Genomic DNA, 24,201 nt, shown 5'->3' on the forward strand with positions numbered 1-24,201 from the left:
GTTTGAATATAGCGCCCTTACGCCAATGCTGCAAAGTTAAACTAAATTACAATATTTAAACTTTGTAAAACACATGACCCAAGATACATTTTTTCATAAAAAAACTACCCTGAACGCGGGTGGTAAACTCATAGATTTGTCTAGCCCCAAAGTTATGGGGATCATCAATATTACACCCGATTCTTTTTATGCCGGCAGCCGCAAGCCTGGCGTTGACGAAGCCCTGCAGCAAGCCGGGAAAATGTTGGCCGACGGCGCTGCTTTTTTAGATATCGGTGCATACTCTTCGCGGCCTAATGCCGAAGATATTTCCATTGCCGAGGAGACTGATCGCCTGTTGCCTGTGGTTGAAGCCATTGTAGCGGCCTTTCCCGCTGCTGTGCTGTCTATTGATACCTTCCGAGCGCAGGTTGCCGAGGCTGCTATCAAGGCTGGCGCGCATATCATCAATGATATATCGGGAGGAACTTTGGACGAGGGTATGTTTGCCACCGTTGCCCGTTTGCAGGTGCCTTATATTTTGATGCATATGAAGGGTACTCCGCAGACCATGAATCAACTGGCTCAATATGGCGATGTTTTTACCGAGGTGCTGGACTATTTTGTATCCCGATACCAGCAGCTAAAGCAATTGGGCGTACACGATGTAATTATCGACCCTGGTTTCGGTTTTGCCAAAAAGAACGAACATAATTACACCCTGATGAACCGCCTGCATGATTTTGATATGCTAGGTCTCCCAACTTTAGTTGGCATCTCCCGCAAACGGATGATCTATGGATTGCTCGAAACCACTGCCGCCGAAGCTCTGAACGGCACCACAGTTTTGAACACCATAGGCCTGACGAAAGGCGCCAATATCCTAAGGGTACATGATGTTAAAGAAGCCATGGAAGCGGTGAAAATCTGGGAAGCTGTTAACGCTTCAAAAACTTTTTAAACCTCAAATTTTAACAAATTTCTGCTCAAAAAAGGCCTGTTTTTCATCGAAAAACGCTCAAAAAATGTCGATTTTAACACTTTTTAACAAATTTTAGCTCGATTTTGATGCGTTTTTTAAAGTTTAAAAAGTATTAAATAATTGATTGTCAAATAACTAGTTGAGAAATTGGCAATTTTTGACTTGCTTTTTCCCTTAATAAAACAGCCCGGTTCCTCTTTTTTGAAAGAAAACCGGGCTGCTGTGTATACAAAGATACGAAATTTAAAGATGCCTTAAAATAACTATATTTTAGTATTCTATGTTTATTGGGCAGGTAGGGTTACTGAAGCTTTTTTAAGTATTTATAATAGCCATTTTCTTTGAGTAATACCTTATCAGTCCAAAAAGCATTATCATCAAGCGTTGGGTAGGAAAAATTCCATTTAGTAAACGCGCTTATAGTATTGCTGATGGGGTTATCGGTATAATCATCTTTATTTAAGGGATTGGGCTTTACTAATAGCCACTCAAATATTTCATTGGTTTGGGGTAACAATACAAAATATCGTATGGTGATAGCTCCTTTTTCGTCGGCGATTGATACCGGGTTGATGACAACATGCCTGTCCTTCGGATATATCAGGTTAAAATCTTTGAAATCAAATTTAATGATATGGTTTAGCTTTAATTTTGCCTGTTTGTTATAAAAGGGGAGAAAATATCGGGTGGATATCTGCTCACGAAATGTGTCGACTTCGGCTACTCTTTCTTTTTTCAACTGGTCGGCTACTAAATTATATAAGCCGATATAATCCCGATCTTCTCTTTCCTCGGTGGCCCACATATCTTTATATTTTTCCCAGTTAGGGTCTTTTCGTTTATCCGCTATTTTTTCAAATAGCTTGGCTTCCCAAAAAGCAGGACCAGGTTCTGTTGTATCATTTTTGAAAAAGGCCCATTGCTGCAGATTATTCAGGTATTCCAATTCTCCCTCCTTCAAATTGGCCGCATCAAAATAGGTGACTTCTGATTTTGCATAATACCATTTGCCATTATATAATACGCCCTTAACTATATAGGCGTAGGTTTTCGGCTTTTGATCAAGATAGCCCGGTTCATGGATGTCTTTTGAGGTTATAACCTTAACATGTTGATCCTCTTTATCCTCCAGTAAAGATTTAGCATCTTTTTTATCAATGGTTTTGATAAAGAATCCCACAAATTTTGAGTTATCGCTATTGTGAAAACACTGGTACAGATCGCTCAGGTTGATACTCTTATCTGTAGCAGGGATCACTTGTTTTATTAATGTGGCATCAACAGTCTGTGGATAAATATTAGTTTCAATAAATGTCCTCCTTTTTTCGGTCAGCTCTTTTTCGTGAATTAAAGTTGTATTATGTGATGCTATCTGGGAAAGTACATCGGGCATGGCAGCTGCCATGGCGTTATTGATAGCGCAATCAATAGAACCTTGTTTGCATGTAAATTCAAATCCGGGATTGTTCCAGTCGCCCTGATACTCTTTATCAATCAATAACTGATTAGCTTTAAGATCATACAACTGCAGTTGTAAGTTGCACCTGGTTTGGCCCTTTTGTTTATAAAAGGCGATTTTGGGTAAGTTTAATATATAAGGTGTTTGTTGTTCCCGGGCAAGCTTTTGCAGATCGGCCAGGTTATTTTTTGATTTTTCGTCTTTCAATAAAACCAGGCAATTGGTAAATCGCTCATAAAAACGGTAGGTAAGATATTCCTGCGATAAAAAAGATATCATTTTAAAAATATCCATATGCTGAACAAAGCTGATACTACTTTGCTGCATCAGTTTCATATTCTCAGGTTGGGTTTTATCTTCGGGTTTGGGGTTTTTCATCGCCTCCTGGGCCTGCAAAGCAATTTTGTTAAGCTCGGCATTCTTTGCATCAATTTCCTTTTGCAAAGCCGGGTCAAAATTTTGATCGCCGGGAGCCAATATTAATAGTTGAGGCTCATAAACAGTTTGGGCTATACATGGCAAGCAGGCACCTATAACAAGTGACAACAGTAAGGTTAGTTTTTTCACGAAAGAGATTTATGGGTTGAAGATAATTTGAATATATTTAGTTTCCCAACTTTCAATAATCTAATCATGAAAAGTTTAGCACTCCTGTTATTTGCCTTGCTCCTGTCAGCCAAAACCTTTGCCCAGCAAACGGATCAGGAAGGGATCAAACAAACTATCAATACTTTGTTTGACGCTATGCGGAAAGGCGACAGTACCCTGCTGCGATCGACCTTTGCAAAAGACATTGTTTTCCAGAGCATCGCCAACAAAAAGGATGGCTCGGTAACCCAGGTGACCGAAAAAGCTAACGATTTTATAAAGCAGATAGGCACGCCGCATAAGGAAATATACGATGAGCAGGTTACCTACAAGGATATTAAAGTTGATGGCGACCTGGCCAGCGTTTGGGCTCCCTACAAATTTTATCTCGGCAAAACTTTCAGCCATTGTGGTGTGGATGTTTTCCAGCTGATGAAAACCAAAGATGGCTGGAAGGTTATTTATATTGTGGATACGCGGCGGAAAGATAATTGCCCGGAGTAGTTATTAAGTGAGAGGCGGTAGGAATCCCTCTTGAGAAAGGTGGAGGGGTATGTTTCTCGCTTTACGAACACACCCCTGCAACTACACAAGCCCACGCGCCCCCTCTCAAGAGGGGATTTGAAAAGTTAACCGCGCTGTTCGAAGTCAGAGACTTCGAACGATTATGCCCGTAGTCTTCAGACTACAGGGTAGTTGCAAACTACAAGCATAGTGATCCGAAGTCAGAGACTTCGGATAGCGGGCCCTACATGATACCCTTTTTATGGCTGTTACTTTTTTAACGTGAGTATTTTTAAAATGGCAATGATTTAAAAACAAATACAAGCCCGGTTAATAAGCACATAATAAGCACTAGCCAAGTTCTAAAAACATTTACCTTATTTACAAAAGCTAATTCACCGCTATAGTTACCCCATTTTCGACTTTTATAAAAGAAAAATGTTGCAACTAAAAAAGCAACCCCTATAAAAAAATTACGCCAATCCATTGATGGTTAATGCCTTTTTATTTCCTACAACACCCCCAGTTTCACCATACCAAAAAACAAACCGGTGCAGTGCATAGCCTGTACTATCTTGTTTTCCAGCAGCAGTTGTTTTACTTCGGCGAGGGTGTATTCTTCAACGATCAGCTCTTCATGAGCATCCAATGCCTGTCCCTGAACTTTTTTGCCGCCTTTAGCCAGGTAGGTAAAAGTTTGGTTATTGGCCGTTGCCGGGTTACCGTATACGGTGCACAGCAATTCAAAATTATCAAACTGATAACCGGTTTCTTCCAGCAATTCGCGACGCAGGGCTTCCTCGGGTTTTTCGTCACCATCAATAACGCCGCCGGGTGTCTCCAGCGAAATAATTCCTGCTGCATGGCGGTATTGCCTTACCATTAATACTTTATTGTTTTCGGTTATGGCAACGGCATTAACCCAGTTGCTGTATTCTAAAACGTAGTAGTCATCAACTATGCGGCCATCAGGCATTTCGCATTTGTCGAGCCGTAAAGTGGCCCAGGGGCCTTTATGTATATAATGTGATGAAAGTAGTTTCCAGGTGAGATCCATGTATTAATTAGTGAATTATTGATTTAGTGAATTAGTGGTGGGAAGAATTGGTGAGGTTTTTTTTAATGAATTATTGATTGAGTGAAGTTGATAGATAAATTCTGAAAATTCTGGTTCAGACAAAAAATCACTAAATCAATAATTCAGTAATTACGCAGCCTACCAGCTGCCGCCGGAACCGCCTCCGCCGAAATCGCCTCCGCCAAAACCACCGAAACCTCCGCTGTCGCCGCCGCCACTATCGTTACCGCCGCCGCTAAAGCCACCCCAGTCGCCGCCTCTTCCTCCACCGCCCAGCATATTGCCGGCTAAAAACCACCAGAAAGGACTGGCGCCGCCACGGCTGCCAATAATCTGCCTGCCGCCGCCACCGCCGCGGTTACGGAAAATGAGTATGATGATCACAATAACGATAATAATAACAATGAGCACGCTGCCGCCGCCGCTCTCATGTTTGGCTTGTGGCTTTTTGTCGGCTTTGTATTCGCCTTTGGTATATTTAATAATCTGATCGACGCCAGCATTTAGTCCACCGTAGTAGTCGCCCGCTTTAAAGCGTGGGTTGATATCATTTACCCTGATCTCCTGGGTTACAATATCGGGCAATGCGCCTTCGGCGCCAAAGCCGGTTTGTATGGTGAGCTTACGATCGTTAATGGCCACCAGTATCAGCACGCCATTATTTTTTCCTTTTTGCCCGATACCCCATTTACGGCCCAATGCGGCGCCATATTCGTTAACATCGTAACTTCCTATGGACCTGATGATCACAATGGCGATCTGGGTAGAGGTAGAATCGTTAAAAGCCACCAGTTTACTTTCCAGCCGTTGTTTGTCCTCGGCCGATAAGGTGTTGGTATAATCGGTAACCAGCGTATTTGATCGTTCCGGAAAATCCTGGGCAAACACCGTAAAAGCGCACAGCACCAGGGTAAAGAACAATATGATTTTTTTGAACATGAGTTTTAAAGGTTAATCGCCATCCATAAAGGCAACGTCATCGGGCAATTCATTATTATTGTCTCCGGTATGTGGAAAATACTTTTGCAATTGTTCGCCGGCAATTTTTAAACCGGTAACTATGCCCTCTACAATATCGCCATACTTAAAATGCTGCAGCATATCCTCTTTGGTGCTATCCCAGAAATCAGCAGGGACAACCGAGTTGATACCGGCATCGCCAATAATGGCAAACTTACGATCGACAGTGGCTACATAGATCAATATGCCATGACGCAGTTTGGTTTTATGCATATTAAGCTGATAAAAATACTTAGCAGAACGGTCGAGCACATCTTCGCTGCATTTTTTTTCGATGCATACCCTGATCTCGCCCGAACTACGGGTTTCGGCTTCCTGTATAGCTTTGCGTATCCGCAGCTGCTCTTCTTCGGTAAATACGGGCATCTTTTTAATTATTGAATTATCGAATTATTGATTTATTGAATAATTACTGAGTTATTGAATAAATTAATGAAAGGCATTGCTGAAGCTCAATCAATAATTCAATAACTCAGTAATTCAATAATTAATTAAAATTGAACCTTAGGGGCTTTATCGGCTCCGGGTTCGGCGGTGAAGTAGCCTTTTTCGCTAAAGCCAAACATTTTGGCGGTGATATTGGCCGGGAACGAACGAATCTTGGTGTTAAACTCCTGTACAGAAGCATTAAAATCCTGGCGGGCTACCTGTATGCGGTTTTCTGTACCTTCTATCTGTGCCTGTAAACCCAGGAAATTTTCGTTGGTTTTTAAGTTCGGATAGTTTTCGGTTACCGACAATAACCGGCCTAATGCAGTACTCAATTCGCCCTGTGCGGACTGGAATGCTTTGATGGATTCCGGGGTCAATTTGGTAGGGTCAACCTGTACAGATGTTGCTTTGGCACGTGCTTCAACAACGGCAGTTAAGGTGCCTTTTTCAAAATTAGCAGCCCCTTTTACGGTGTTCACCAGGTTAGGGATCAAATCGCTGCGGCGTTGATATTGGCTTTGAACGGCCGCCCATTTGGTTTTTACGTTTTCGTCCATTTTAACCATGCTATTATAACTGCATGAGCTTAATGACATAGCCGCTGTTATAATTAATATTACCGATAATAACTTTTTCATTTAATGATGCTTTTTAGTGATGTTTTGGAATTTAGATTACAAAAGGCGTACCGTTGTTACAACAGCTACCGCTTATGACAACATGACAAGATACGCATCGCTAAAGATAATCAAAACATTTATTGTACACGATTAAAGGATGGAGATGATTTTTAGGAATGCAGATGGAATGTACAAGGCCTACACCCGAGGTATCCTCATCATGTCATTTCGAGGAAGAACGACGTGGCAATCTCTATACTACACAGAGTGGCTCTACCTATTGGGGATTGCCTCGTGCCTTACAATGACACGTGGAGGAAAGTACTTCAGCGGCCCCTTAACACGAGCCGAGTGATTGGCTGGGAAGCTGGCTATTTGGCCCAAAAGTGGGTTTACATGGTTTACACTTTTTACGGTTGATTATTTATTAATACATTGAAAATCAATTAACTGTGTTAAAATTTAATAAAATCATGTTAACCCACTTTTTCTACTTGCGCTCGTTTGCATTAATCAACTTTTTAAGCCCCCCTCTTAAGAGGGGGGCGATGGATTGTGTGGTAGCAGGGAGGGGTATTCGTGATGCAGGCAGGCGGCATAAACCCCTCCCTACCCTCCCGAGGGAGGGAATCGCGCAATCCTCTGCTCTTCCAACTTGCGCTCGTTTGCAACGAGCGCTTATTGTGGAGTGGCGATTGCATCGCCATTGCGTTTTAAACGCAAACCCATGTTAAGCACTCGTTGCAAACGAGCGCAGGTAGATCTACTTTTATCAAACAAACAGACAAAAAATCACTAATTCACTAAATCAATAACTCACTAATTAACACTTCCTGTGGCCTTCAAAATAAAATCAACAATGGGTTGCGGGTTGGGCAAACTATGCGGGTGATGTTTAAAACCGGGTTTGTGGATCACGGTGATAGAACCACCCAGGGCTTTTACCTTTTGCTCAAACAGGAGCGTGTTTTTGGAGGGATCAAGGGCTTCATCCTCATCGGCTGAGAGGTGCAGCATGGGGTATTTACCGGCTACAATCTGCGAAACTTTGTCCAGCGGACTTGCCTTTAAGGCGGCCAGATCTTTTACTTGTTTGAGGTTAAAATCTTTTTTTAGCAAGGTGGAATCCGACCGGAATTGCAGATCAAGCAGGGCATTATCGGCATATACAGCAGCTACTTTAGTTGGATTAACGGCTGCCCAGTTATAGATATAAATCCCACCGCGGCTCATGCCTTCCAGCACCGCTTTCTGGCCCAGACCGCCATCGTGCAGGATCTTGTAAAAATTATTCCAACGGATAATGGCCTCGTCGTTACCCAACAGCTCGGCTACGTCGCTGTACACTACATGAAAACCATGCTCAAGCAAGGCAATGTCGGTTTGTGGTTCGTGCCCCCAGAAACGTGCCCGCCAAATCCAGGGACGGCCTTTGGCGGGCCGTTTGGGTTTTACCACTTTGCATTCGCGGCCATCAAGGGTAAAAGTGGCACAGGGATAACCATAAAACGAGTCGGTTTTATAAGGCTGTTTGATGGCTTTAAAAATATCGAACCCGTTATCCAGCGGCAATAGCACGGCATCATACAGTTTTTTGGCAGCAATGGCCGAGCCTTGTATATTAGGGTGGATCCTGTCGGGCATCAATTCTGCGTGATTGATCAATGGCGAATGCATATCCAGTACTTCCAGCTTTTCGTCATAGGCCACCTGCCTGATGTGCGGGTTCACCTGGTTCACGATAACCGGGTCATAAATACCCACACTATCTTTTTCAAAGGAAGGCATGGCTTGCAGTAAAATGATGCGCGGGTGCGATGGCAGTTCTCTGAATGATTTGATAAGCACGTGGTAATCACCCTCAAACTCATTATAGTGCGAACGGTTAATAGCTTTGGCATCATTACCACCCAGATCGATAAACACAATATCTGGATTGCTTTTGAGCGCCTGTTGATAGGCTGGTGTGCTCACATAAGGGAAGTTGCCTTTACTGAGCAATGTGGCTCCGCTCACACCAAAATTGCTTACCTGGTAACCTTTACCGAGCAGAGCTCCCAGCTGTGCCGGGAACGACTGTGTTGCCGGATCGGGTAGCGTTGCGCCATAGGTAATGCTGGCGCCAATACAAGTGATGCGGGTAACGGCCGCTGCCGGGACTACCAGGCATAAGGCGATGAGTACAACTAGAATGTTTTTCATAGTGATTTTATTTCTTGCTCATATCAATCACATCGGCCGTGCGGCTGGCCGGGGTAACTTTCAGGTTTTGTAATTTTCCGTTCAGTACTTTGCCTTCAACGGTGGTATTGTAAGGTGCGTTCAGTTTAAAATCGGCATTCCAACCGGCAGGCCACGCGGGCAGCAGGATGATCTTTTTGCCATCGGCTTGCAGCAGCATTTGCTGTAAGCCGTTTTCACCGTTGCCGCCATTATCTTCGTCGGGATGATAATCATTGCCCGATGCCCAGAAAGCCGGGAATTTCAGATCAGGCGCTTTGCGGGTAAGCGCGAAACTCACATAATCTTTTGCCACATCGGCTTCGCCCAGCATGGCGGCCTGTATCGGGTCCTGCACCCAGCAGCCTTTGGAGCGTTGTTTACGGGCATCAAAAGTATTGCGCGCCAGCTCCAGGTCGGGCTTGCCGATGCCATACAGCCGGAAAGGATAGATGGAGTACAGCTCCGGGTTTTCGCTATTGAATGATTTGGCCGTTTGCGGACCGGTATAAGGCAGCAATAATTTTTTATCGTCGCTTACCGGCAGCGGTGGAAGTATGCTGTACAATTTTTGCCACTGCGCCCGGGTTTTATCATCAACCAGGGTAGCAGGTAATTTCAGCATCCGGCTAATCACGGCATGCAGGGCTGCAATATCGGGCGCGGGGTTGTGTACCTTCCAGAACATCTCAATGGAATTGTCCGGATCAAGTAACAGCTTACCCTCATTATCGCGGCCAAAATGCTGATCGAAGAACTGCAGCCCGGCTGTGGCTATGGGCAGCAGGGTTTGCTGGGCAAATTTCGTGTCGCCGGTATATTCGTAATAGTCGAGCATCATCATGCTCAGTTCCAGTATCGGCGTAAAATAATGGTTGGTGTATAGCGGTTTTACATCAGGCCCCATATACTGCAAGCCGCCCCAAAAAGGCGAGGTTTCGGCAAAGTAAGCGCCGCCGTGATTATAAAATTGTTTTACCTGCGCGGCATTGGCGGGTAGTATTTTGGCATACATGTTAAACAAGGGCAGCATCATGTCAAAGTCGCCGGCCATCAATCTGGGCCAGTACATGGCACGGGTATTCTGAAACCAGTATTGCCCGCCCCAGGCCCTGAAATCGGCATTCTGCGGATCGGGCTTACCATCATGTTTCCAGTTGGGGTTATCCACCACAAATATCGACCCGTTGAATTTAATAGGCCCGGTACCACGGCCCGCGCAGGCGGTAACAAAGCGCTGCAATACGTAGCCCTGGGTAACCTGTTTGGCCTGATCATCGCCCTGTAAAAACACCCAGCTGCGGTTCCAGAACTGCCGCCACCATTGTTGATGTGCGGTACGGGTTTGTTCGAGCCCAAGTTTTTCTATCCCGGCAACCTGTTGTTTTAATTTCGACAACCATTGCTCTCCACTACCGGCAACAGCGGTTAAAGGATAAATAGAGATCAGCTGTGAGGTAACTTTTCCTGATTGTAATGTCGAAGCATCTTTGCTCGTCAACCCTTTTCCTTTTATCACAGCACCAAAAGTCAGGTTAGCCAGGTGAGGATCGGTAGTTGGAGAATTATGATGGTACCAGGCTATCTGGTTTTGCTGATTATTCAATACAGTATCGGTAATACCCGCGCGCCAGTTATCCAGCTTTACATTAACGTTCACCGGGCTGCCGCTTAATGCCTCTACCCTGATCACCGGATGATTGGCATCCACCCAAACCCGCAGCTTTACTGCCGATTTGCCTTCGCCCTCCTGTACCAATATCTCGCTGTTTTTAAGCTTTAGTATTTGTTTAAAGGTTGATGTTTTAGCCAGTGGATTGGGGCTTACCGAAACATGGATAGCGCCCAGCTTCATCAGTACGCCACCTTGCTGCATCCAGGGATCTTTTTGCTCTTTAAGCTCGCCGCCCCAGGCATCGGTTTTGCTGATGTAGAATACCAGGTCGCCGTTTTTCTCTACCCATACATTGAGGCCGATATCGCCATTACCCAAAGGCATGGATTGTGCCGATGTAGGTCCTGGCGTATCCCAGGTTACATTGTATTGGTTAAGCAGGGTATCCTGTTGAAGCGGTTTGGCGAATGTGGTTGAAGCCAATGCAATCGATAACAGGCCAAGGCCTAATTGTCTTTTATACATAGTTTTTAATTGCGGAATGTTGTTAGTAATTGGTTTGGAATAACAATAATAGGTTAATTGGTGATACAAATAAACCCGTTGAGCTTAATAAAATATTAAAAAAGGATTAACTCAGGGGGACAATGGATCAAAGATTATTGGATAAAGGATTTTTGGAGCAAAAGATAAACGGACAAAAGTATTTGCTCCTTAATCCAAAAATCCTTACTCCTTTTCAATGAACTTTTCAACAAAGTAACTTGAACGTTTCAACAAAGCGGCATCCTCAAATACTGCCGACCTTTGTTATACAAAATTAAAACAGAAGACAATGACAAAGATTTGGTTTATAACAGGCAGCTCCCGCGGATTGGGACGCAGCTTAACAGAAGCAGTACTGGCTAAAGGCGATAAAGTAGCCGCCACAGCACGCAAACCCGAACAATTAAAAGACCTGGCCGCTCAATATCCCGGGCAGTTATTTCCGCTACAACTGGATGTGACCAACAAAGCGCAGATCGTTGCAGCGGTTGAAAGCACCATCGCCCATTTTGGTCGCATTGATGTGTTGGTGAACAATGCCGGTTTTGGCATTATTGGCGCTGCCGAAGCTTTTACAGATGAGCAGGTACGCAGCCAGTTGGAAACCAACCTGTATGCCCCTATCGAAATTACCCGCGTGGTATTGCCTCATATGCGCAAACAGCGTTCGGGCCGTATTTTGCAGATCAGCTCCGTTGGCGGGCGTGTAGGTAGTATGGGACTAACCATATACCAGGCTGCCAAATTTGGCCTGGGTGGTTTCACCGAAGCGCTGGCCAAAGAGGTAGCAGGCCTGGGCATCTATGTAACCAGCGTAGAACCGGGTGGCTTCCGTACCGACTGGGCCGGCGATTCCATGACCTACGCCCCATCTGTTGAAGGCTATGAATCAACCGTAGATGCACGGGTTGGATTTTTCCAAAGCGGCAAATTTGTACCCGTAGGCGATCCGGATAAAGCGGCTAAAGCAATGGTGGAACTGGTTGATCATCCAGAACCGCCTACTCACCTGATATTAGGCAGCGAAGCTATCGGCTTGTTAAAAAATGCTGATAACTTACGCTCCGCCGAAATGGAAAAATGGATGCCGGTAAGTCTTTCCACAGATCACGATGAGGCAGAAAATTTCCTGGAATCAGAAGCAGGCAAACTGCTGATGAATATTAAAAAGTAATTATCATTATTACAACAGAACAGCATTGTTTTTATCACAATGCTGTTCTGTTTTTTTAAATTTGATTTATATGCTTAAAGAGAATCAGCTTAGTCAGCAATCAGAGATCCATTACTCCTGCTATTATACCAGGAGCCGTGGCGGCGAACAGTTTATTCCGGAGCATGCTTTCAGCTTTCAGATCTCGGGCGATCTTACGCTTACCGACGCGGATAAGGTATACCATTCCGGTCCCGGTGATTTCCGTTTGAGCCGCAGGAACCAGCTGGTTAAATTTCTGAAACAGCCACCTCCCGGCGGCGAGTTTAAATCGGTGTCGATATTCCTGGACCAGCAAACGCTCCGTAATTTCAGCATGGAATATGGCTACAAAGCACAAAAACAATATGAGGGCGATAGCATTATCATACTAAAACCCAACCCGCTTTATAAAAGTTTCATCGACTCCTTGCAGCCTTATGAACATATCCAACAACCCGTTGATAAAAATCTGCTGTCGGTCAAATTACGCGAAGCCATACTGATATTACTACAGGGAAACCCTGAGCTTAAAGATGTACTGTTTGATTTTAGCGAACCCGGCAAAATTGACCTGGAAGGTTTTATGAACAAAAACTTTCATTTCAATGTGCAGCTCAAAAGGTTTGCTTATTTAACCGGCAGAAGCCTGGCCACCTTTAAGCGCGATTTTGAAAAGATATTTCATATTACCCCCAGCCGCTGGCTACAACAAAAAAGGTTGCATGAGGCACACTATCAGATCAAGGAACAAGGCAAGGCGCCATCCGATGTTTACCTGGAGCTGGGCTTTGAGGATCTGTCGCATTTTTCCTATGCTTTTAAAAAAACATTTGGTGTAGCGCCATCGAGGGTGTGAACCTTACCCCAGCCCTCTCCAAAGGAGAGGGAGTAAAAGCCCATCATGTGACAAAAAGGATGAAAATGTTCAAAAAAGTGGGGTGTCACCCTGAGCTCCGTCGAAGGGTAGAGCGCAGAGGCCTCCCCACCATGCTTCGACGGAGCTCAGCATGACACCCTTTTGAGGTAAATGTCCAATCATGGATTATTTAGAAGGGGGCAACTGCTTCAGTATCTCTTCAATAGCCCTGTCCAGTTGTGGGTCCTTGTTCTCCATCCTGTCGGCGAAATCTGTTTTCACATAAATATCCGGTGATACGCCTGTTTTCTCAATGTCCTTGCCGTCAAGCGTATAACAGCCCCATGCCGGTATGCGGTAAAACGAGCCATCAACCAGGCCTTTGCCACTGGTAAAAATGATCCAGCGGTAGGTTTCTGTGCCGATGATCTTACCTAAGCCTAAGGCTTTGAAACCCGCTGCGGTCATTTCGCCATCGCTTAGGGTTTGCTCGTTTACAAGCAGGATGATGGGTTTGCTGGCCGGCGCGAAGTTTGGTTGCTGCGTTTTTTTACCATCTCGGTAAGCCCACTGCAAATATGGCTTTTGCGAAAGGAATTTCAGCACATCATCATGCACGTTGCCGCCGGTATTGTACCTCAGGTCGAGGATCAGCGCATCTTTTTTGTAGGCGTCATCAACCATATCCTCCAGGAAATCTTCAAGAGCGCCTTGCCCCATATTTTTCATGTAGGAGTAGGCAATGCGGCCTTTACTTTTTTCAGCTACGGCTTTGGCGTTGCCTTCAATCCAGTCTTCATAAAGGTTGCCCACAAAATCACCGCTTGCTTCCGGGTGTAGTTTAACTTTAATGTCCTTGCCCGCGCGGTCAAATGTTAATTCAATTTCCTTATCGAGCGATGGTTTGGTGAAGTAATAATTACGGTCCTGTTTTTCATCAACAGTAACACCATTTACCGCTTTCAGTTTATCCCCGGCTTTTACATCAATGCCTGCTTTATCGGCATTGCTGCGGGTAGCTATGCCGCTTACTTTATATGGCGCGTTGTTATCAAATATGATCCCGGTTTCCATAGTACGGTAGGTTAGATTTTTCGTTTCCTCGCTGCCATTTGAGTAAAAACCCTGGTGCGATGAGTTAAGTTCGCCAAGCATGTCATTAAGCAACAGGCGCAGATCGGCACGATTGGTTATGTAGGGAACAAAGGCTTTGTAAGTATCATGCACCTTTTTCCAATCGGCGCCATGAAACTGGCCATCGTAATAGTTCTCATCCAAACCCGCCCAGGTTTCATCAAAGATCTGGGTAAATTCGCCGGCAAGGTTGCGGGTAAAGCCGTAGTTGATATCTACTTTATCAACCTTATTGGCATCAATATTTAACGTATAGATGTTGCCGCCTGCCTGCACAAAATATTTATCGCCATTGCCAAAAATATTATAGTTGCCAAAATCACCGCCACCAACTTTTTCGGTTTTGGACTGCTCAAAAGCTTCGAGCGTGGTGCGGTAAAGGGCGGCTTTGCCTTCGCTATGGTTTGACGAGTAATAAACCAGCGTTTTATCACCTTTTTGAATAACATAAGGCCCCTGTGCCTGGCCAAATTCCGGGCTCACGCGTTCCAGCCGTTTCATCAGTTCGTCAGTATCTATAACAATATCGGCAGGCGGTTTAGGGGCAGGCTGCTCTGACAGTGGTTTCTTTTTGGTCGATGTCTTTTTGTCTTTATCTTTTTTATCGTCAGCGTCTTTTTTCTCCTCCTTGAAAAGGGCCGAGAATTTATCCATCCGGAAAGGTTCATCATATTTTTGCAGCGGCATACGATAAATATGCGCATCCTTTGAACCGTACGGGTACTCGGGCTGGGTACGCGACGATGCAAAGAAGAGGTACTTACCATCGGCCGACCAAAACGGCGCCGCTTCTGTAACACCGCTGTTGGTGAGGTTCAATACCTTCCCGGTTTTTATCTCGTAAACAAAAATGTCCATCTCAAAATTGCGGTAGGCATTATAAACTACATACTCGCCATTGGGCGAAAAACGCGGCTGCGGGTTATAAAACCCCCAAAACTCATCTGTAACAATTGTTTTGGAAGTCATAGTTTTCAGATCCATTAAACGGAGCTCGTTACGACCGCTCAGGTAAACGGCCTGCGTTCGGTCTTTATTCATAGCCAACAACCGGTTGCTACCTTTATCGTTAGTTACCTGCTTTTCGATACCTGTGCCATCGGCGGGAATGGTGTACCAGTTGGGGAAGCCGCCCAGTGTTTGTGCAAAAATGAGCGTTTTATTATCAGCCATCCAGCTCACCTCGGTAACACGTTCGCTTGTGTTGCGTTCAAGTTTCTGAACAAACTTACCTTCCACATCGCTCACAAACAATTCGCCGCGCGATACAAAAGCCAGCTTTTTACCATCGGGCGATAGGGCTGCCGATTCAATTTTACCACCAACCTCAAAAGCCTGGTCTTTAGGTAATACATTATTGCGGAACAGGTGTAAGTTTAGCTTTTGGGTTTGTTTGGAAGCTACATCGAAAACAAATAATTGGTAATCTTTTTCAAAAACAACCTTGCTGCCATCGGCACTTACATTAGGGCGTTTGATTGATGTAGGGAACTGGGTTAACGCTGTTTTTTTACCATCGATAAAAGTGTACAGGTTGTACTCCTCGTTACCCTCATCGGATACGAAGTAGATATTGCCTTTTTGATCAATGGTGGTCCAGAAATCCTTGCCCTGCCAGTCGGTATATTTTTTGTAAGCCTTTGTTTTAGGATTGTATGATTGGATATCGGGATTGTAGGCACCTTTATAATGCTTACGGTTTGAGAAATAGATACTTTCCCAGGTATTGCTGAAAAACAGCTCGCCGGTTTGGGGGTGCTCAACTACGCCATGGATGGTATTAAAATAATTACCGAACAAGCGGCTTGGGGTACCTCCGGTAACCGCCACTTTATATTCGCTGAAACCATTATACCGTGATGAATTAAAGTAGATGGATTTGGAATCCCAGCTCCATGAATCAACATTGTCGGCGGCATCGCTATAAGTTAGCTGTTTGATATCGCCACCGGCAAGAGGCATAACATACACATCGTAATTGCCAAATTGGTTTGATGAAAAGGCAAGCCATTGTCCATCGGGCGATACACGAGGATTTATCTCTTCGCCCTGCATGGCGGTAAGCCTTACCGCTGTAGGATTATTGATGTCGGCTTTCCAAAGATCGCCCTCGTAACTAAAAATAACGGTTTTACCATTGGGTGTAAGGGCCGGGTTTGAAGTAAAATATGCCCCTGCGTCTTGTGCCCTGGCACCTGTTTGCCAAAGTACTGCCAAAAACAGTACCGCGTATAGTTTCTTCATTGGGTTTAAGTTTTATTAATAAAGATATTTTTGAGCTATGTTAAAAGTGTACCTGAATATTTTATGACGGCAACGGAAGAGCAGGACAGGGCCTGCATGCGCCTAACCGTGCATTAATTAGCCAAAATATCGATTCTAAAATTATAGTACATTATAAATTTGGAAATAATAACGCGATAAAAATACTTAACCGTGGTATTATTCAAAAATCATACACCACGCTAATCTGCTTGCACTCGTTTGCAAACCTTAAATATTTTTTAACTCTATGTACCACACAATCAGTAAATGATACCATAATGATTGCCATTGCCCTGCTTATATTTGTTTCATCATGGAACAAAAACCACCCCTACCACCCTTCACCTTTGAAACGGCGACTCAAAAAGTACAGCTGGCCGAAGACGCCTGGAACAGCAAGGATCCTGAAAGGGTATCCTTAGCCTACACTATCGATAGCGAATGGCGTAACCGCTCGCAGTTTATCAATGGCCGGGCCGAGATTGTACAATTCCTGACGACCAAATGGCAAAAAGAGCTCGACTATAAACTAAAAAAAGAGCTTTGGGCCTTCACCGGTAACCGGATAGCCGTACGTTTTGAATATGAATATCATGACGCCGCAGGGCAATGGTACCGCGCCTATGGTAACGAGAACTGGGAATTTAACGAACATGGCCTGATGCAAAAAAGATATGCCAGCATTAACGATGTACTTATTAACGAAGCAGACCGTCGGCTGTAACCCATCTGTTAGTTAGTCAATTAGTGTTGGAGCCTTCACAATCAGGCATATCATATTGATGATAGCCGCCGGTCCTTTGCCCTTTTTGGCCATCTTTTTAAACTTTTCCCAGGCTTCTTCTATATTGATATTACTTTCGGGTTTTACCAGCTCGCATATATCCCATACCAGTTTAAACTGCGTAAAGTATCTCAGGTTATGCTTGCTGGCAGCTACCCACTTGTCAATCGCTTCTATTTCTGCAAGCTTGGCTTCGCCCAGCATATATTTTGTTAGTAACCTATCCATCGTGTTCATACTGGTAAACTATAAGCTGCTGGTTACATACCAAATGATCATGTGCAAATCGTCAACCAGTTTAAAATGAAGCATTTTCAGGGCTCTGTCTATCTGGTTTTCCATTATTTTAACCGGGTGCTGGTTTTCTTGCTTTAATCTGTCAAAACTGTTTGGCTGGCATAGGTTTGTATTGTTCATAGTTTTATTAATGCTTATTTACACTAAAACACGCCCCTGGGCTTTTACCCCTACCGGAGCATAAAATTTATTTGATTCACACCGGATACTCTGTAACGAATTGGAGATTCCGGCGTCTTTTAGTTAGTTCCCATACCAATCCTCATTACATGAAAAAGATAAGCTGCGCTGTTATTTTACTCCTGGCTTTCACCCATGCATTTTCACAGGAGAAAAAAATAAAATCCTTTGCCGATGAATATGGCATACAGGGTTTACAACTGGTTTATGTTAAAGGCAGCCATATCCAGGCCTACAACATTGGCACAGTAAATAAAGGTTCTGATAAAAAAGTAAGCTCCAATACCATTTTTGAGGCGGCTTCATTAAGTAAATGTGTGTTTGCTTACACGGTAATGCGTTTGTACGACAGGGGCATCATTAGTCTGGATACGCCGCTATTACATTATACAGGCACCTATGAGCGCTTTGATCCCAAAGATACCCGGTACGCCAAAATAACCGCGAGGATGGTATTAAGACATACCACAGGTTTACCCAACTGGGGCGACGATAAAGGTGCACGGCTATTATTTACACCCGATAGCTGTTTCTCCTACTCGGGTGAGGGCTATGTGTTTTTACAAAAAGCCGTTGAAAAGCTAACACGTAAATCACTGAATGAACTGGCGCAGCAAGAGGTGTTCACCCCTTTTAAAATGACCAGCAGCAGCTATGTGTGGGAAAGTAAATTTGACACCCTGGCTGCATTTGGCAATAGCCCGGAAGCCATCAATCGGCATAAAAATGCGAATGCAGCTTATAGCTTGTTGACCACAGCCCATGACTATGCTCTTTTTTTACAGGCCCTGTTAGCCGGCCAGGGATTAAAACCCGCCACTCATCAAATGATGTTTGAAAAATCAAGCTCGGGAACCCGGTTTGATCATCCTGTAATAGAAGCCAACCAGCATATTAACTGGGGACTTGGTGTAGGCCTACAGCAAAATGAACTGGGAAAATCCATATGGCATTGGGGCGATAACGGCGATTTTAAGGGTTTCTTTATCGCTTTTCCAGATCGGCAGGAAATCCTCGTGTACTTTACCCATAATCCCTATGGCCTAAATATTACGGCCGATATATTGAATACTTTTTGGGGTAAACAAACCTGGTGGCAGGCTCAATGGCTCGCTTACGGATTTAAATCTCCGAAAGAAATTAAAGCGTTGCGTGCCAAACTGGCCAGACGGGGCTATAGTCACGCTATGGAAATAGTAGAAAAAGAAAAGAAAAAAGACCCCGCCTATCAATTGCCCGAGGATGATTTAAACAGCCTGGGATATATGCTGATGTCTGATAACAAAAAAAAGGATGCAGCAGAAGTATTTAAACTAAATACCAATTTATACCCCAACAGCGCCAATACTTATGACAGCCTGGCCGAAGCATATGAAGCCTTGGACGAGCGGGAATTGGCCCTTAAAAATTACAAACGTTCACTGGAGCTAAACCCTAAGAATAACAACGCGGCAGAGCATATTAAGAAGCTAGAGCTACTACCCCTTTAAATCGATGTTTAATTGTTGCTTTAGTTCAAATTCGCCTTTGGAAGTAATGAGCAGGCTCCTTTTTTGATAAACTTTTCGGAACCAGCCCTCCTTCAGAAAATATTGCAGCATGGCCGCGCCAAGACCGCCGGCAAGATGCGGGGTTTTCTCGGTCCAGTCGATACATTTCAAGGCAAGCGGCCTTTTGGCAACGGTTAGCTGTGGAATATCTATCCCCAGCGCTTTGAACCAATTAAGTCCTTGTGGTGTAACGCTAAATTGTTTAAGATAGTCAGGGTGATCGGTGATCAATCCTTTCCTCAATAACGCTTCAGTTACCTGCACCCCGGCTAGTCCCGCCAGATGATCATAACAACTACGTGCCGCCCTTACTTCCCGCTGAGCATGGCTAAGATTTATCTCCCTTGGTGTCGAAAAAACATTGCTCAGCGTTTCTACAGCCACCGCTATTTCGGGATTGGCATATACAAAGTATTTATGTTTCCCCTGTTTCTGCACCTGGAGTATCCCCGCCTCCACCAGTTTTTTGAGGTGACTACTGGCCGACTGCGGGGTAATATTCGCCGCGATGGCCAGGTCGCCGGCAGATACAGGTTTGCCGTCAAACAGTTCCCAGATCATGGCGGCACGGGCCGGTTCCCCAAACAGTGCCGCCGCTTGTTTAAAACTACTCAGGTTAGTCATACTTTATCAATTAATCCCAAATTTGGGGACGGTCTACATTCATTGTTCTTAAATAGGATAACAGTTGCCCGGTATGTATAGCTTCGTGATAGGCAATCCTCAATAAATAATCGCCCAGTTTACGTCGCAAGTTTGATTTAGGCCTTACAATCTCTATCTCCTGCAGTTCTTTTTCCGAAAACCCGCGGATCACTTCTAAAAAAGCAGCATGATGAGGTGCTGCAAACGCTATTTCCTCTTCAACGCTCCTATATGGCTTATCCTGCCATGGTGTAATTAATTCTCCCAGATCTCCCCGGTTAATCACAATCTGCTGATAAATATACTGGCTTTCGGTGATATGACGGATAGTTTCAATACAGGTCATCGCACCGCCATCGGGTTTCCAATCGTATTTATCTTCGGGTATCCCGAGCCATACCTTGATACTCCGGCGTCTTATTTCATTAAAATTTAAGCAGATAATTTCCTGGCTATTCATATGTGTATTATTATTTAATGCAATTATACCACTGCTAAATAGCTTACACTTCGGGTTGGATTTAACTGTTCTGATAAAAACGCAACAGCCCAACCTTGTTGGGGGCCGGGCTGTTTGCTTCACACAAATTAAAAATTAAACCTTATCACCTATAGAACATGCACAGAGGCTTTTACCCTTACTGTGATTTGAAAATAATTGGTGATAAAAGAATCGGGTGTCATGCTGAGCTCCGTCGAAGCATGGTGGGCAGGCCTCTGCACACACCCTTCGACAAGCTCAGAATGACAGGCTCTTGGTGTTAATGCCCGTTATTCTTTAATTTGCATCATGGCATCACCCTCAAAAGATCATATCATACCCCAGTACTCCTTCCAGGAAATGTTTCCGGCGGGCAATGGCATGTTTGAGCTGATTGAAGCCAATGGTCAGTTTAATAAACACAAAGCGATGTTCCTGGCACCTCACCGGCGCAATTATTACCAGCTAGGACTGGTTGATGAAGGCGATGGAAGGCATTGGGTTGATTCTACCTTATATCAGCTTGATCCCAACTGTTTTTATTTTTCTACTCCGCAGCAGGTACATATCAAGGAGCAGGCCAAGCCTTTTATGGGTGTAAACATTTGCTTTACCCGCGAATTTATTGAACTGGAAAGTAACCGCCTGTTCCGGAACCTGCCCATCATCACCAATCCGCAAAACGGTCATGAATTGAAACTGCAAGCCGCCGATCATGATTTTATACGCCGTATTATCGACCTGATGCTGGAAGAGCAACATCAGCATCAAAGCTGGAAAAACGCTGCTTTGCAGGCTTACCTGCATAACCTGCTCATTTATCTTAGTCGCCTTTATGAGCAGCAATTTACGGTTAACGGGCAAAATACCGACCGCCAATTACTCTGCCAGTTTACCACCCTGATAGCCGAACATTATTTACAGTTACATGAAGTAGCCCCCTATGCCCAATTGCTAAATATTTCGACAGGGCACCTAACTTCCGTTGTGAAGGCACAAAGTGGCAAAACACCGATTCAACATATCCATGAACGATTGATGATTGAAGCCAAACGCCTGCTTTTTCATACCGGACAATCCGTTAAGGAAATTGCCTTTGAGCTTGGCTTTGAAGATGATGCCTATTTTAACCGTTTTTTTAAACGGCTGGAAAATTTAACTCCGACCGAGTATCGCAGATCCATCCTCGAAATTTACCGTTAATGCATAGTTTTGTACCATATCCCTTAAGCCGTTCCAGATAATTTTGCCACTACTTAAAAAAATAAAATATGACAGAACAGGAATTGAACAAAGCGGTAGTAACCCGTTTTAACCGCGAGGTTTTGGAGCAAGGTGATTTTAATGCTTACCAGGAAATTGTAAGCCCCGATTTTATAAACCACAGCGCTCCCGCAGGTACCGACAATGGTTTTCAGGCCACTTTTGATTTTATAGACCAGGTGGTTAGAAAAGCGTTTCCGGATCTTAGGATGGAGATCAAACACATGGTAGCTGAAGGCAATAAAGTATTTACCCACAAAATAATGCATGGCACGCATATCGGTGAGTTTATGGGCATAAAAGGCAGCGGCAAACAAGTGGTGATACCTACTATGGACATTCTTTATTTAAAAGACGGCGTATACACCGATCACTGGGCCATCAGGGATATACAGGATGTGGTGAAGAAGGCAAATTAAGGTTTTCGCCGCCGCCACACAGTTGCTCGTCCCCTTGCGATTGCAAAGAAAATATGTCATTGCGAGCGCAGCGTGGCAATCTCGTAGCTACTCTATCCATGAGAACGCGAGGAGATTGCTTCGTCGTTCCTCCTCGCAATGACATGAGGGAGAGATGTCATGGTGAGCCCCGTCGAACCATGGTGGGCAGGCCTCTACACGCGTGTCTTCGACAAGCTCAGACTGACAGGCCTTTATAAGCCATGCTCAAAGCCGCCATTTGAATGCCCGGGGATCAACAGCCCGGCTGATGCACAGGATGCCTTCCAGGTGGTCGTATTCGTGTTGCAGTAACTCGGCCAGGTCATCTTGCATGTGCCACTCCCGGGGTTGCCAGTTTTCATCAAGATAGTTGATGGTGAGTTTTTTGTGGCGCGCCACTTTTACCAGCAGGTTAGGGAAGCTCATGCAATCGTCCCAAAGCTCAAACTTTTCGTCGCTTAACCAGGTAAATTTGGGGTTGATAAAAACGATTGGTCGGTCAATATTCATATAGATCAGCCTCTTCATTATGCCTAACTGCGGAGCCGCTATGGCTCGCCCAAAATTGTATTTAGCGCGGATCTCCCGCATCACATTATCCATATCGGCCACCCAATCGGCTAACAGAGGGAGTTCGGTTTGCAAAACGGGTTCGCATTTTTCATATAACCTGGGGTCGCCCAGGAGTAACAGCTCGGCTAATGTTTTCATGTTATTTAACAGGGCTTGTGGCCACGGCAATTTTTGAGTCGGCAGTACCATAATACAAGTACCATTGATTGTCAAATATAGCCAAACCCTCCACAAAGCAAACCTGGTTCACCTGGCCCGATCGCTCGTATGGCTTTTCGGGTTTCATAAAATAATGATCCAGGCGTTTGAGCAGTTTGGTAGGATCGTTCTTATCAAACAAAGCCTGCGAGGCGGTATACGTACCCTCGGCCAACGTTTTATCGCCAAAAGAAGGCATGTTACGACTGTTATAAATCAGCACAATCCCGTTATCGGTCAAGATAGCCGGCGGACCGGATTCTACCAGGTCACTGTCGAACTTACCTTCGCGGGTAGGCAGGGCAATCTTGAGCTCGGGCATGTTGAGTGCCTGCGACCGTAATTTTACCGGGGGCTTTTCGCCTGCCTGCATTTTTACAGGTGTCCAGTTGATCAGGTCGGTTGATGTTGCCGCCCATATCTGGGTATCGCCCCAATACATCCAATACTTGCCGTTAATTTTGGTGGCGATCACCTTCCCGCTTTTTTTATAGGTAGATACGATAGAACCTGATTTGCTCCATTTACCGGCGTATTTACCACTATCAGATTTGGCAAACACGCTGCCGTGTTTCTTCCAGTTGATGAGATCGGTGGAGGTAGCTATCAGCAAACGGGCAGTTGTGCCGTCAAAAGCAGTATAGGTCATGTAATAAGTTCCATGACCATCCTCTACCACCCGCGGGTCTTCGCAGCCGCCCTGCCATTCCAGATTTTGGTAATCATCCTTATCTGGATACAATACCGGTGTTGGCTTGCGCACAAAATGTATAGCATCGGTACTTACGGCCAAACCAATGCGCGATGTACCTGCCGGTTTGCCGGTACTATCCTGCGCCCGGTAAAGCATCCAGATTTTGCCTCCACGATTCACGATAGCCGGGTTAAACACATCTTTTGATTCCCATAAAACTTTAGTTTTTAATATCGGATCGATAAAATTGCCCCGGCCAGGACCTAAAACAGGATTAACGCTATCGAGCTTTGTAAAGGGTAAGATAGCCCAGTTATTGGCCGTATCAACCTTAACTGCGGCTTTTTTTTGATTGCTTTGGCAGCCTCCCAACGTTAGGGCACCAGCAATACATGAAATGACAATAAAATTCAGTTTCATAGATGATAAGAATCAAGATATTAGAATCAAGGTTCAAGATAGTAAACAAAAAGATTGATCGTAAAGTTCTTTGCCTTTAATAATCTTTTATGTGGTCACCCGATCTTGATTATAACTGTTAGCAGGATGATCAAAAAGCAGAGGAGCTGTGCGATTCCCCTCTTGAGAGGGGTGTAGGGGTGT

At 44.6% G+C, this 24,201-nt stretch carries 23 protein-coding genes; 8 read left to right on the forward strand and 15 right to left on the reverse strand.

The features are described 5' to 3' along the window. The first annotated feature begins 73 nt into the window (after positions 1-73). Positions 74-940 carry a dihydropteroate synthase gene (gene folP, locus G7092_RS26740; protein WP_166094630.1) on the forward strand — a complete coding sequence of 289 codons (867 nt, stop codon included), beginning with the start codon at positions 74-76 and terminating at the stop codon, positions 938-940. 322 nt (positions 941-1,262) lie between these two features. Here folP and G7092_RS26745 read toward each other — a convergent pair whose 3' ends face one another. Then, positions 1,263-2,987, reverse strand: coding sequence for a hypothetical protein (locus G7092_RS26745; protein WP_166094632.1), 1,725 nt, complete (start codon positions 2,985-2,987; stop codon positions 1,263-1,265). Between the two features lie 66 nt (positions 2,988-3,053). Here G7092_RS26745 and G7092_RS26750 point away from each other — a divergent pair, with 66 nt between their 5' ends. Continuing rightward, a complete protein-coding gene (locus G7092_RS26750) occupies positions 3,054-3,512 on the forward strand; it encodes a nuclear transport factor 2 family protein (protein WP_166094634.1) in 459 nt (152 codons plus the stop codon). A gap of 292 nt (positions 3,513-3,804) precedes the next feature. On the opposite strand, the gene G7092_RS26755 is transcribed toward G7092_RS26750, so the two are convergent. From G7092_RS26755 to G7092_RS26785, 7 genes are all read right to left on the reverse strand, one after another. Next, complete coding sequence (locus G7092_RS26755; RefSeq protein WP_166094636.1) at positions 3,805-3,999, reverse strand: hypothetical protein; 195 nt, start codon at positions 3,997-3,999, stop codon at positions 3,805-3,807. Between the two features lie 24 nt (positions 4,000-4,023). Continuing rightward, on the reverse strand, positions 4,024-4,569 hold the full coding sequence (locus tag G7092_RS26760; protein ID WP_166094638.1) for an NUDIX hydrolase: 546 nt from the start codon (positions 4,567-4,569) through the stop codon (positions 4,024-4,026). A gap of 159 nt (positions 4,570-4,728) precedes the next feature. Then, a complete protein-coding gene (locus G7092_RS26765; protein ID WP_166094641.1) occupies positions 4,729-5,529 on the reverse strand; it encodes a TPM domain-containing protein in 801 nt (266 codons plus the stop codon). Between the two features lie 12 nt (positions 5,530-5,541). Then, on the reverse strand, positions 5,542-5,976 hold the full coding sequence (locus G7092_RS26770) for a TPM domain-containing protein (protein WP_166094644.1): 435 nt from the start codon (positions 5,974-5,976) through the stop codon (positions 5,542-5,544). Positions 5,977-6,101: 125 nt separating this feature from the next. After that, positions 6,102-6,680, reverse strand: coding sequence for a LemA family protein (locus G7092_RS26775; protein ID WP_166094646.1), 579 nt, complete (start codon positions 6,678-6,680; stop codon positions 6,102-6,104). An 801-nt stretch (positions 6,681-7,481) separates the two neighbouring features. Next, entirely contained in the window at positions 7,482-8,864 is a 1,383-nt protein-coding gene (locus G7092_RS26780) for a GDSL-type esterase/lipase family protein (RefSeq protein ID WP_166094649.1), read from the reverse strand. Positions 8,865-8,871: 7 nt separating this feature from the next. Beyond that, entirely contained in the window at positions 8,872-11,022 is a 2,151-nt protein-coding gene (locus tag G7092_RS26785; RefSeq protein ID WP_166094652.1) for a DUF5703 domain-containing protein, read from the reverse strand. 310 nt (positions 11,023-11,332) lie between these two features. Here G7092_RS26785 and G7092_RS26790 point away from each other — a divergent pair, with 310 nt between their 5' ends. Then, positions 11,333-12,217, forward strand: coding sequence for an oxidoreductase (locus G7092_RS26790; RefSeq protein WP_166094654.1), 885 nt, complete (start codon positions 11,333-11,335; stop codon positions 12,215-12,217). 70 nt (positions 12,218-12,287) lie between these two features. Then, positions 12,288-13,094, forward strand: a complete 807-nt coding sequence (locus G7092_RS26795) for a helix-turn-helix domain-containing protein (protein WP_166094656.1) — start codon at positions 12,288-12,290, stop codon at positions 13,092-13,094. A 186-nt stretch (positions 13,095-13,280) separates the two neighbouring features. On the opposite strand, the gene G7092_RS26800 is transcribed toward G7092_RS26795, so the two are convergent. Then, positions 13,281-16,472 carry a S41 family peptidase gene (locus tag G7092_RS26800; RefSeq protein ID WP_166094659.1) on the reverse strand — a complete coding sequence of 1,064 codons (3,192 nt, stop codon included), beginning with the start codon at positions 16,470-16,472 and terminating at the stop codon, positions 13,281-13,283. 334 nt (positions 16,473-16,806) lie between these two features. Between G7092_RS26800 and G7092_RS26805 the strand changes: the two genes are divergently transcribed. After that, positions 16,807-17,217 carry a nuclear transport factor 2 family protein gene (locus G7092_RS26805; protein ID WP_166094661.1) on the forward strand — a complete coding sequence of 137 codons (411 nt, stop codon included), beginning with the start codon at positions 16,807-16,809 and terminating at the stop codon, positions 17,215-17,217. 12 nt (positions 17,218-17,229) lie between these two features. Here G7092_RS26805 and G7092_RS26810 read toward each other — a convergent pair whose 3' ends face one another. Together G7092_RS26810 and G7092_RS26815 are read right to left on the reverse strand one after the other, a co-directional pair. Beyond that, positions 17,230-17,505 (reverse strand): hypothetical protein, encoded by a 276-nt coding sequence (locus G7092_RS26810; RefSeq protein WP_166094663.1) that lies wholly within the window; start codon positions 17,503-17,505, stop codon positions 17,230-17,232. A gap of 18 nt (positions 17,506-17,523) precedes the next feature. Continuing rightward, positions 17,524-17,694, reverse strand: coding sequence for a hypothetical protein (locus G7092_RS26815; protein ID WP_166094665.1), 171 nt, complete (start codon positions 17,692-17,694; stop codon positions 17,524-17,526). Positions 17,695-17,843: 149 nt separating this feature from the next. On the opposite strand from G7092_RS26815, the gene G7092_RS26820 reads away from it, so the two are divergent. Next, positions 17,844-19,244, forward strand: a complete 1,401-nt coding sequence (locus G7092_RS26820; RefSeq protein ID WP_166094668.1) for a serine hydrolase domain-containing protein — start codon at positions 17,844-17,846, stop codon at positions 19,242-19,244. On the opposite strand, the gene G7092_RS26825 is transcribed toward G7092_RS26820, so the two are convergent. Then, the gene (locus G7092_RS26825) at positions 19,233-19,928 is read right to left on the reverse strand and encodes an ArsR/SmtB family transcription factor (protein ID WP_166094670.1); all 696 of its coding nucleotides are present in this window, start codon (positions 19,926-19,928) and stop codon (positions 19,233-19,235) included. The two genes, G7092_RS26820 and G7092_RS26825, sit on opposite strands and share 12 nt — an antisense overlap. Before the next feature lie 10 nt (positions 19,929-19,938). Then, positions 19,939-20,409 (reverse strand): DinB family protein, encoded by a 471-nt coding sequence (locus G7092_RS26830; protein WP_166094672.1) that lies wholly within the window; start codon positions 20,407-20,409, stop codon positions 19,939-19,941. Positions 20,410-20,739: 330 nt separating this feature from the next. Here G7092_RS26830 and G7092_RS26835 point away from each other — a divergent pair, with 330 nt between their 5' ends. Beyond that, positions 20,740-21,633, forward strand: a complete 894-nt coding sequence (locus G7092_RS26835; protein ID WP_166094673.1) for a helix-turn-helix domain-containing protein — start codon at positions 20,740-20,742, stop codon at positions 21,631-21,633. A 68-nt stretch (positions 21,634-21,701) separates the two neighbouring features. Then, the gene (locus G7092_RS26840; protein WP_166094675.1) at positions 21,702-22,112 is read left to right on the forward strand and encodes an ester cyclase; all 411 of its coding nucleotides are present in this window, start codon (positions 21,702-21,704) and stop codon (positions 22,110-22,112) included. Between the two features lie 246 nt (positions 22,113-22,358). Here the strand turns inward: G7092_RS26840 and G7092_RS26845 are convergent, their stop codons facing one another. Beyond that, on the reverse strand, positions 22,359-22,844 hold the full coding sequence (locus G7092_RS26845; RefSeq protein ID WP_166094677.1) for a peptide deformylase: 486 nt from the start codon (positions 22,842-22,844) through the stop codon (positions 22,359-22,361). Between the two features lies 1 nt (position 22,845). After that, a complete protein-coding gene (locus G7092_RS26850) occupies positions 22,846-24,018 on the reverse strand; it encodes a glycoside hydrolase family 130 protein (protein WP_166094679.1) in 1,173 nt (390 codons plus the stop codon). Positions 24,019-24,201: the final 183 nt, after the last annotated feature.

This window comes from Mucilaginibacter inviolabilis (assembly GCF_011089895.1).
GTDB classification, from domain to species: domain Bacteria; phylum Bacteroidota; class Bacteroidia; order Sphingobacteriales; family Sphingobacteriaceae; genus Mucilaginibacter; species Mucilaginibacter inviolabilis.

Bases quoted from the DNA above. Each gene is read 5' to 3' on its own strand.
- G7092_RS26805 (WP_166094661.1), top strand. From the start codon at position 16,807: ATGGAACAAAAACCACCCCTACCACCCTTCACCTTTGAAACGGCGACT.
- G7092_RS26750 (WP_166094634.1), top strand. From the start codon at position 3,054: ATGAAAAGTTTAGCACTCCTGTTATTTGCCTTGCTCCTGTCAGCCAAA.
- G7092_RS26765 (WP_166094641.1), bottom strand. From the start codon at position 5,529: ATGTTCAAAAAAATCATATTGTTCTTTACCCTGGTGCTGTGCGCTTTT.
- G7092_RS26820 (WP_166094668.1), top strand. From the start codon at position 17,844: ATGAAAAAGATAAGCTGCGCTGTTATTTTACTCCTGGCTTTCACCCAT.
- G7092_RS26785 (WP_166094652.1), bottom strand. From the start codon at position 11,022: ATGTATAAAAGACAATTAGGCCTTGGCCTGTTATCGATTGCATTGGCT.
- G7092_RS26830 (WP_166094672.1), bottom strand. From the start codon at position 20,409: ATGAATAGCCAGGAAATTATCTGCTTAAATTTTAATGAAATAAGACGC.
- G7092_RS26850 (WP_166094679.1), bottom strand. From the start codon at position 24,018: ATGAAACTGAATTTTATTGTCATTTCATGTATTGCTGGTGCCCTAACG.
- G7092_RS26790 (WP_166094654.1), top strand. From the start codon at position 11,333: ATGACAAAGATTTGGTTTATAACAGGCAGCTCCCGCGGATTGGGACGC.
- G7092_RS26800 (WP_166094659.1), bottom strand. From the start codon at position 16,472: ATGAAGAAACTATACGCGGTACTGTTTTTGGCAGTACTTTGGCAAACA.
- G7092_RS26760 (WP_166094638.1), bottom strand. From the start codon at position 4,569: ATGGATCTCACCTGGAAACTACTTTCATCACATTATATACATAAAGGC.
- G7092_RS26775 (WP_166094646.1), bottom strand. From the start codon at position 6,680: ATGAAAAAGTTATTATCGGTAATATTAATTATAACAGCGGCTATGTCA.
- G7092_RS26755 (WP_166094636.1), bottom strand. From the start codon at position 3,999: ATGGATTGGCGTAATTTTTTTATAGGGGTTGCTTTTTTAGTTGCAACA.
- G7092_RS26815 (WP_166094665.1), bottom strand. From the start codon at position 17,694: ATGAACAATACAAACCTATGCCAGCCAAACAGTTTTGACAGATTAAAG.
- G7092_RS26810 (WP_166094663.1), bottom strand. From the start codon at position 17,505: ATGGATAGGTTACTAACAAAATATATGCTGGGCGAAGCCAAGCTTGCA.
- G7092_RS26840 (WP_166094675.1), top strand. From the start codon at position 21,702: ATGACAGAACAGGAATTGAACAAAGCGGTAGTAACCCGTTTTAACCGC.
- G7092_RS26770 (WP_166094644.1), bottom strand. From the start codon at position 5,976: ATGCCCGTATTTACCGAAGAAGAGCAGCTGCGGATACGCAAAGCTATA.
- G7092_RS26845 (WP_166094677.1), bottom strand. From the start codon at position 22,844: ATGAAAACATTAGCCGAGCTGTTACTCCTGGGCGACCCCAGGTTATAT.
- G7092_RS26825 (WP_166094670.1), bottom strand. From the start codon at position 19,928: ATGACTAACCTGAGTAGTTTTAAACAAGCGGCGGCACTGTTTGGGGAA.
- G7092_RS26795 (WP_166094656.1), top strand. From the start codon at position 12,288: ATGCTTAAAGAGAATCAGCTTAGTCAGCAATCAGAGATCCATTACTCC.
- folP (WP_166094630.1), top strand. From the start codon at position 74: ATGACCCAAGATACATTTTTTCATAAAAAAACTACCCTGAACGCGGGT.
- G7092_RS26835 (WP_166094673.1), top strand. From the start codon at position 20,740: ATGGCATCACCCTCAAAAGATCATATCATACCCCAGTACTCCTTCCAG.
- G7092_RS26780 (WP_166094649.1), bottom strand. From the start codon at position 8,864: ATGAAAAACATTCTAGTTGTACTCATCGCCTTATGCCTGGTAGTCCCG.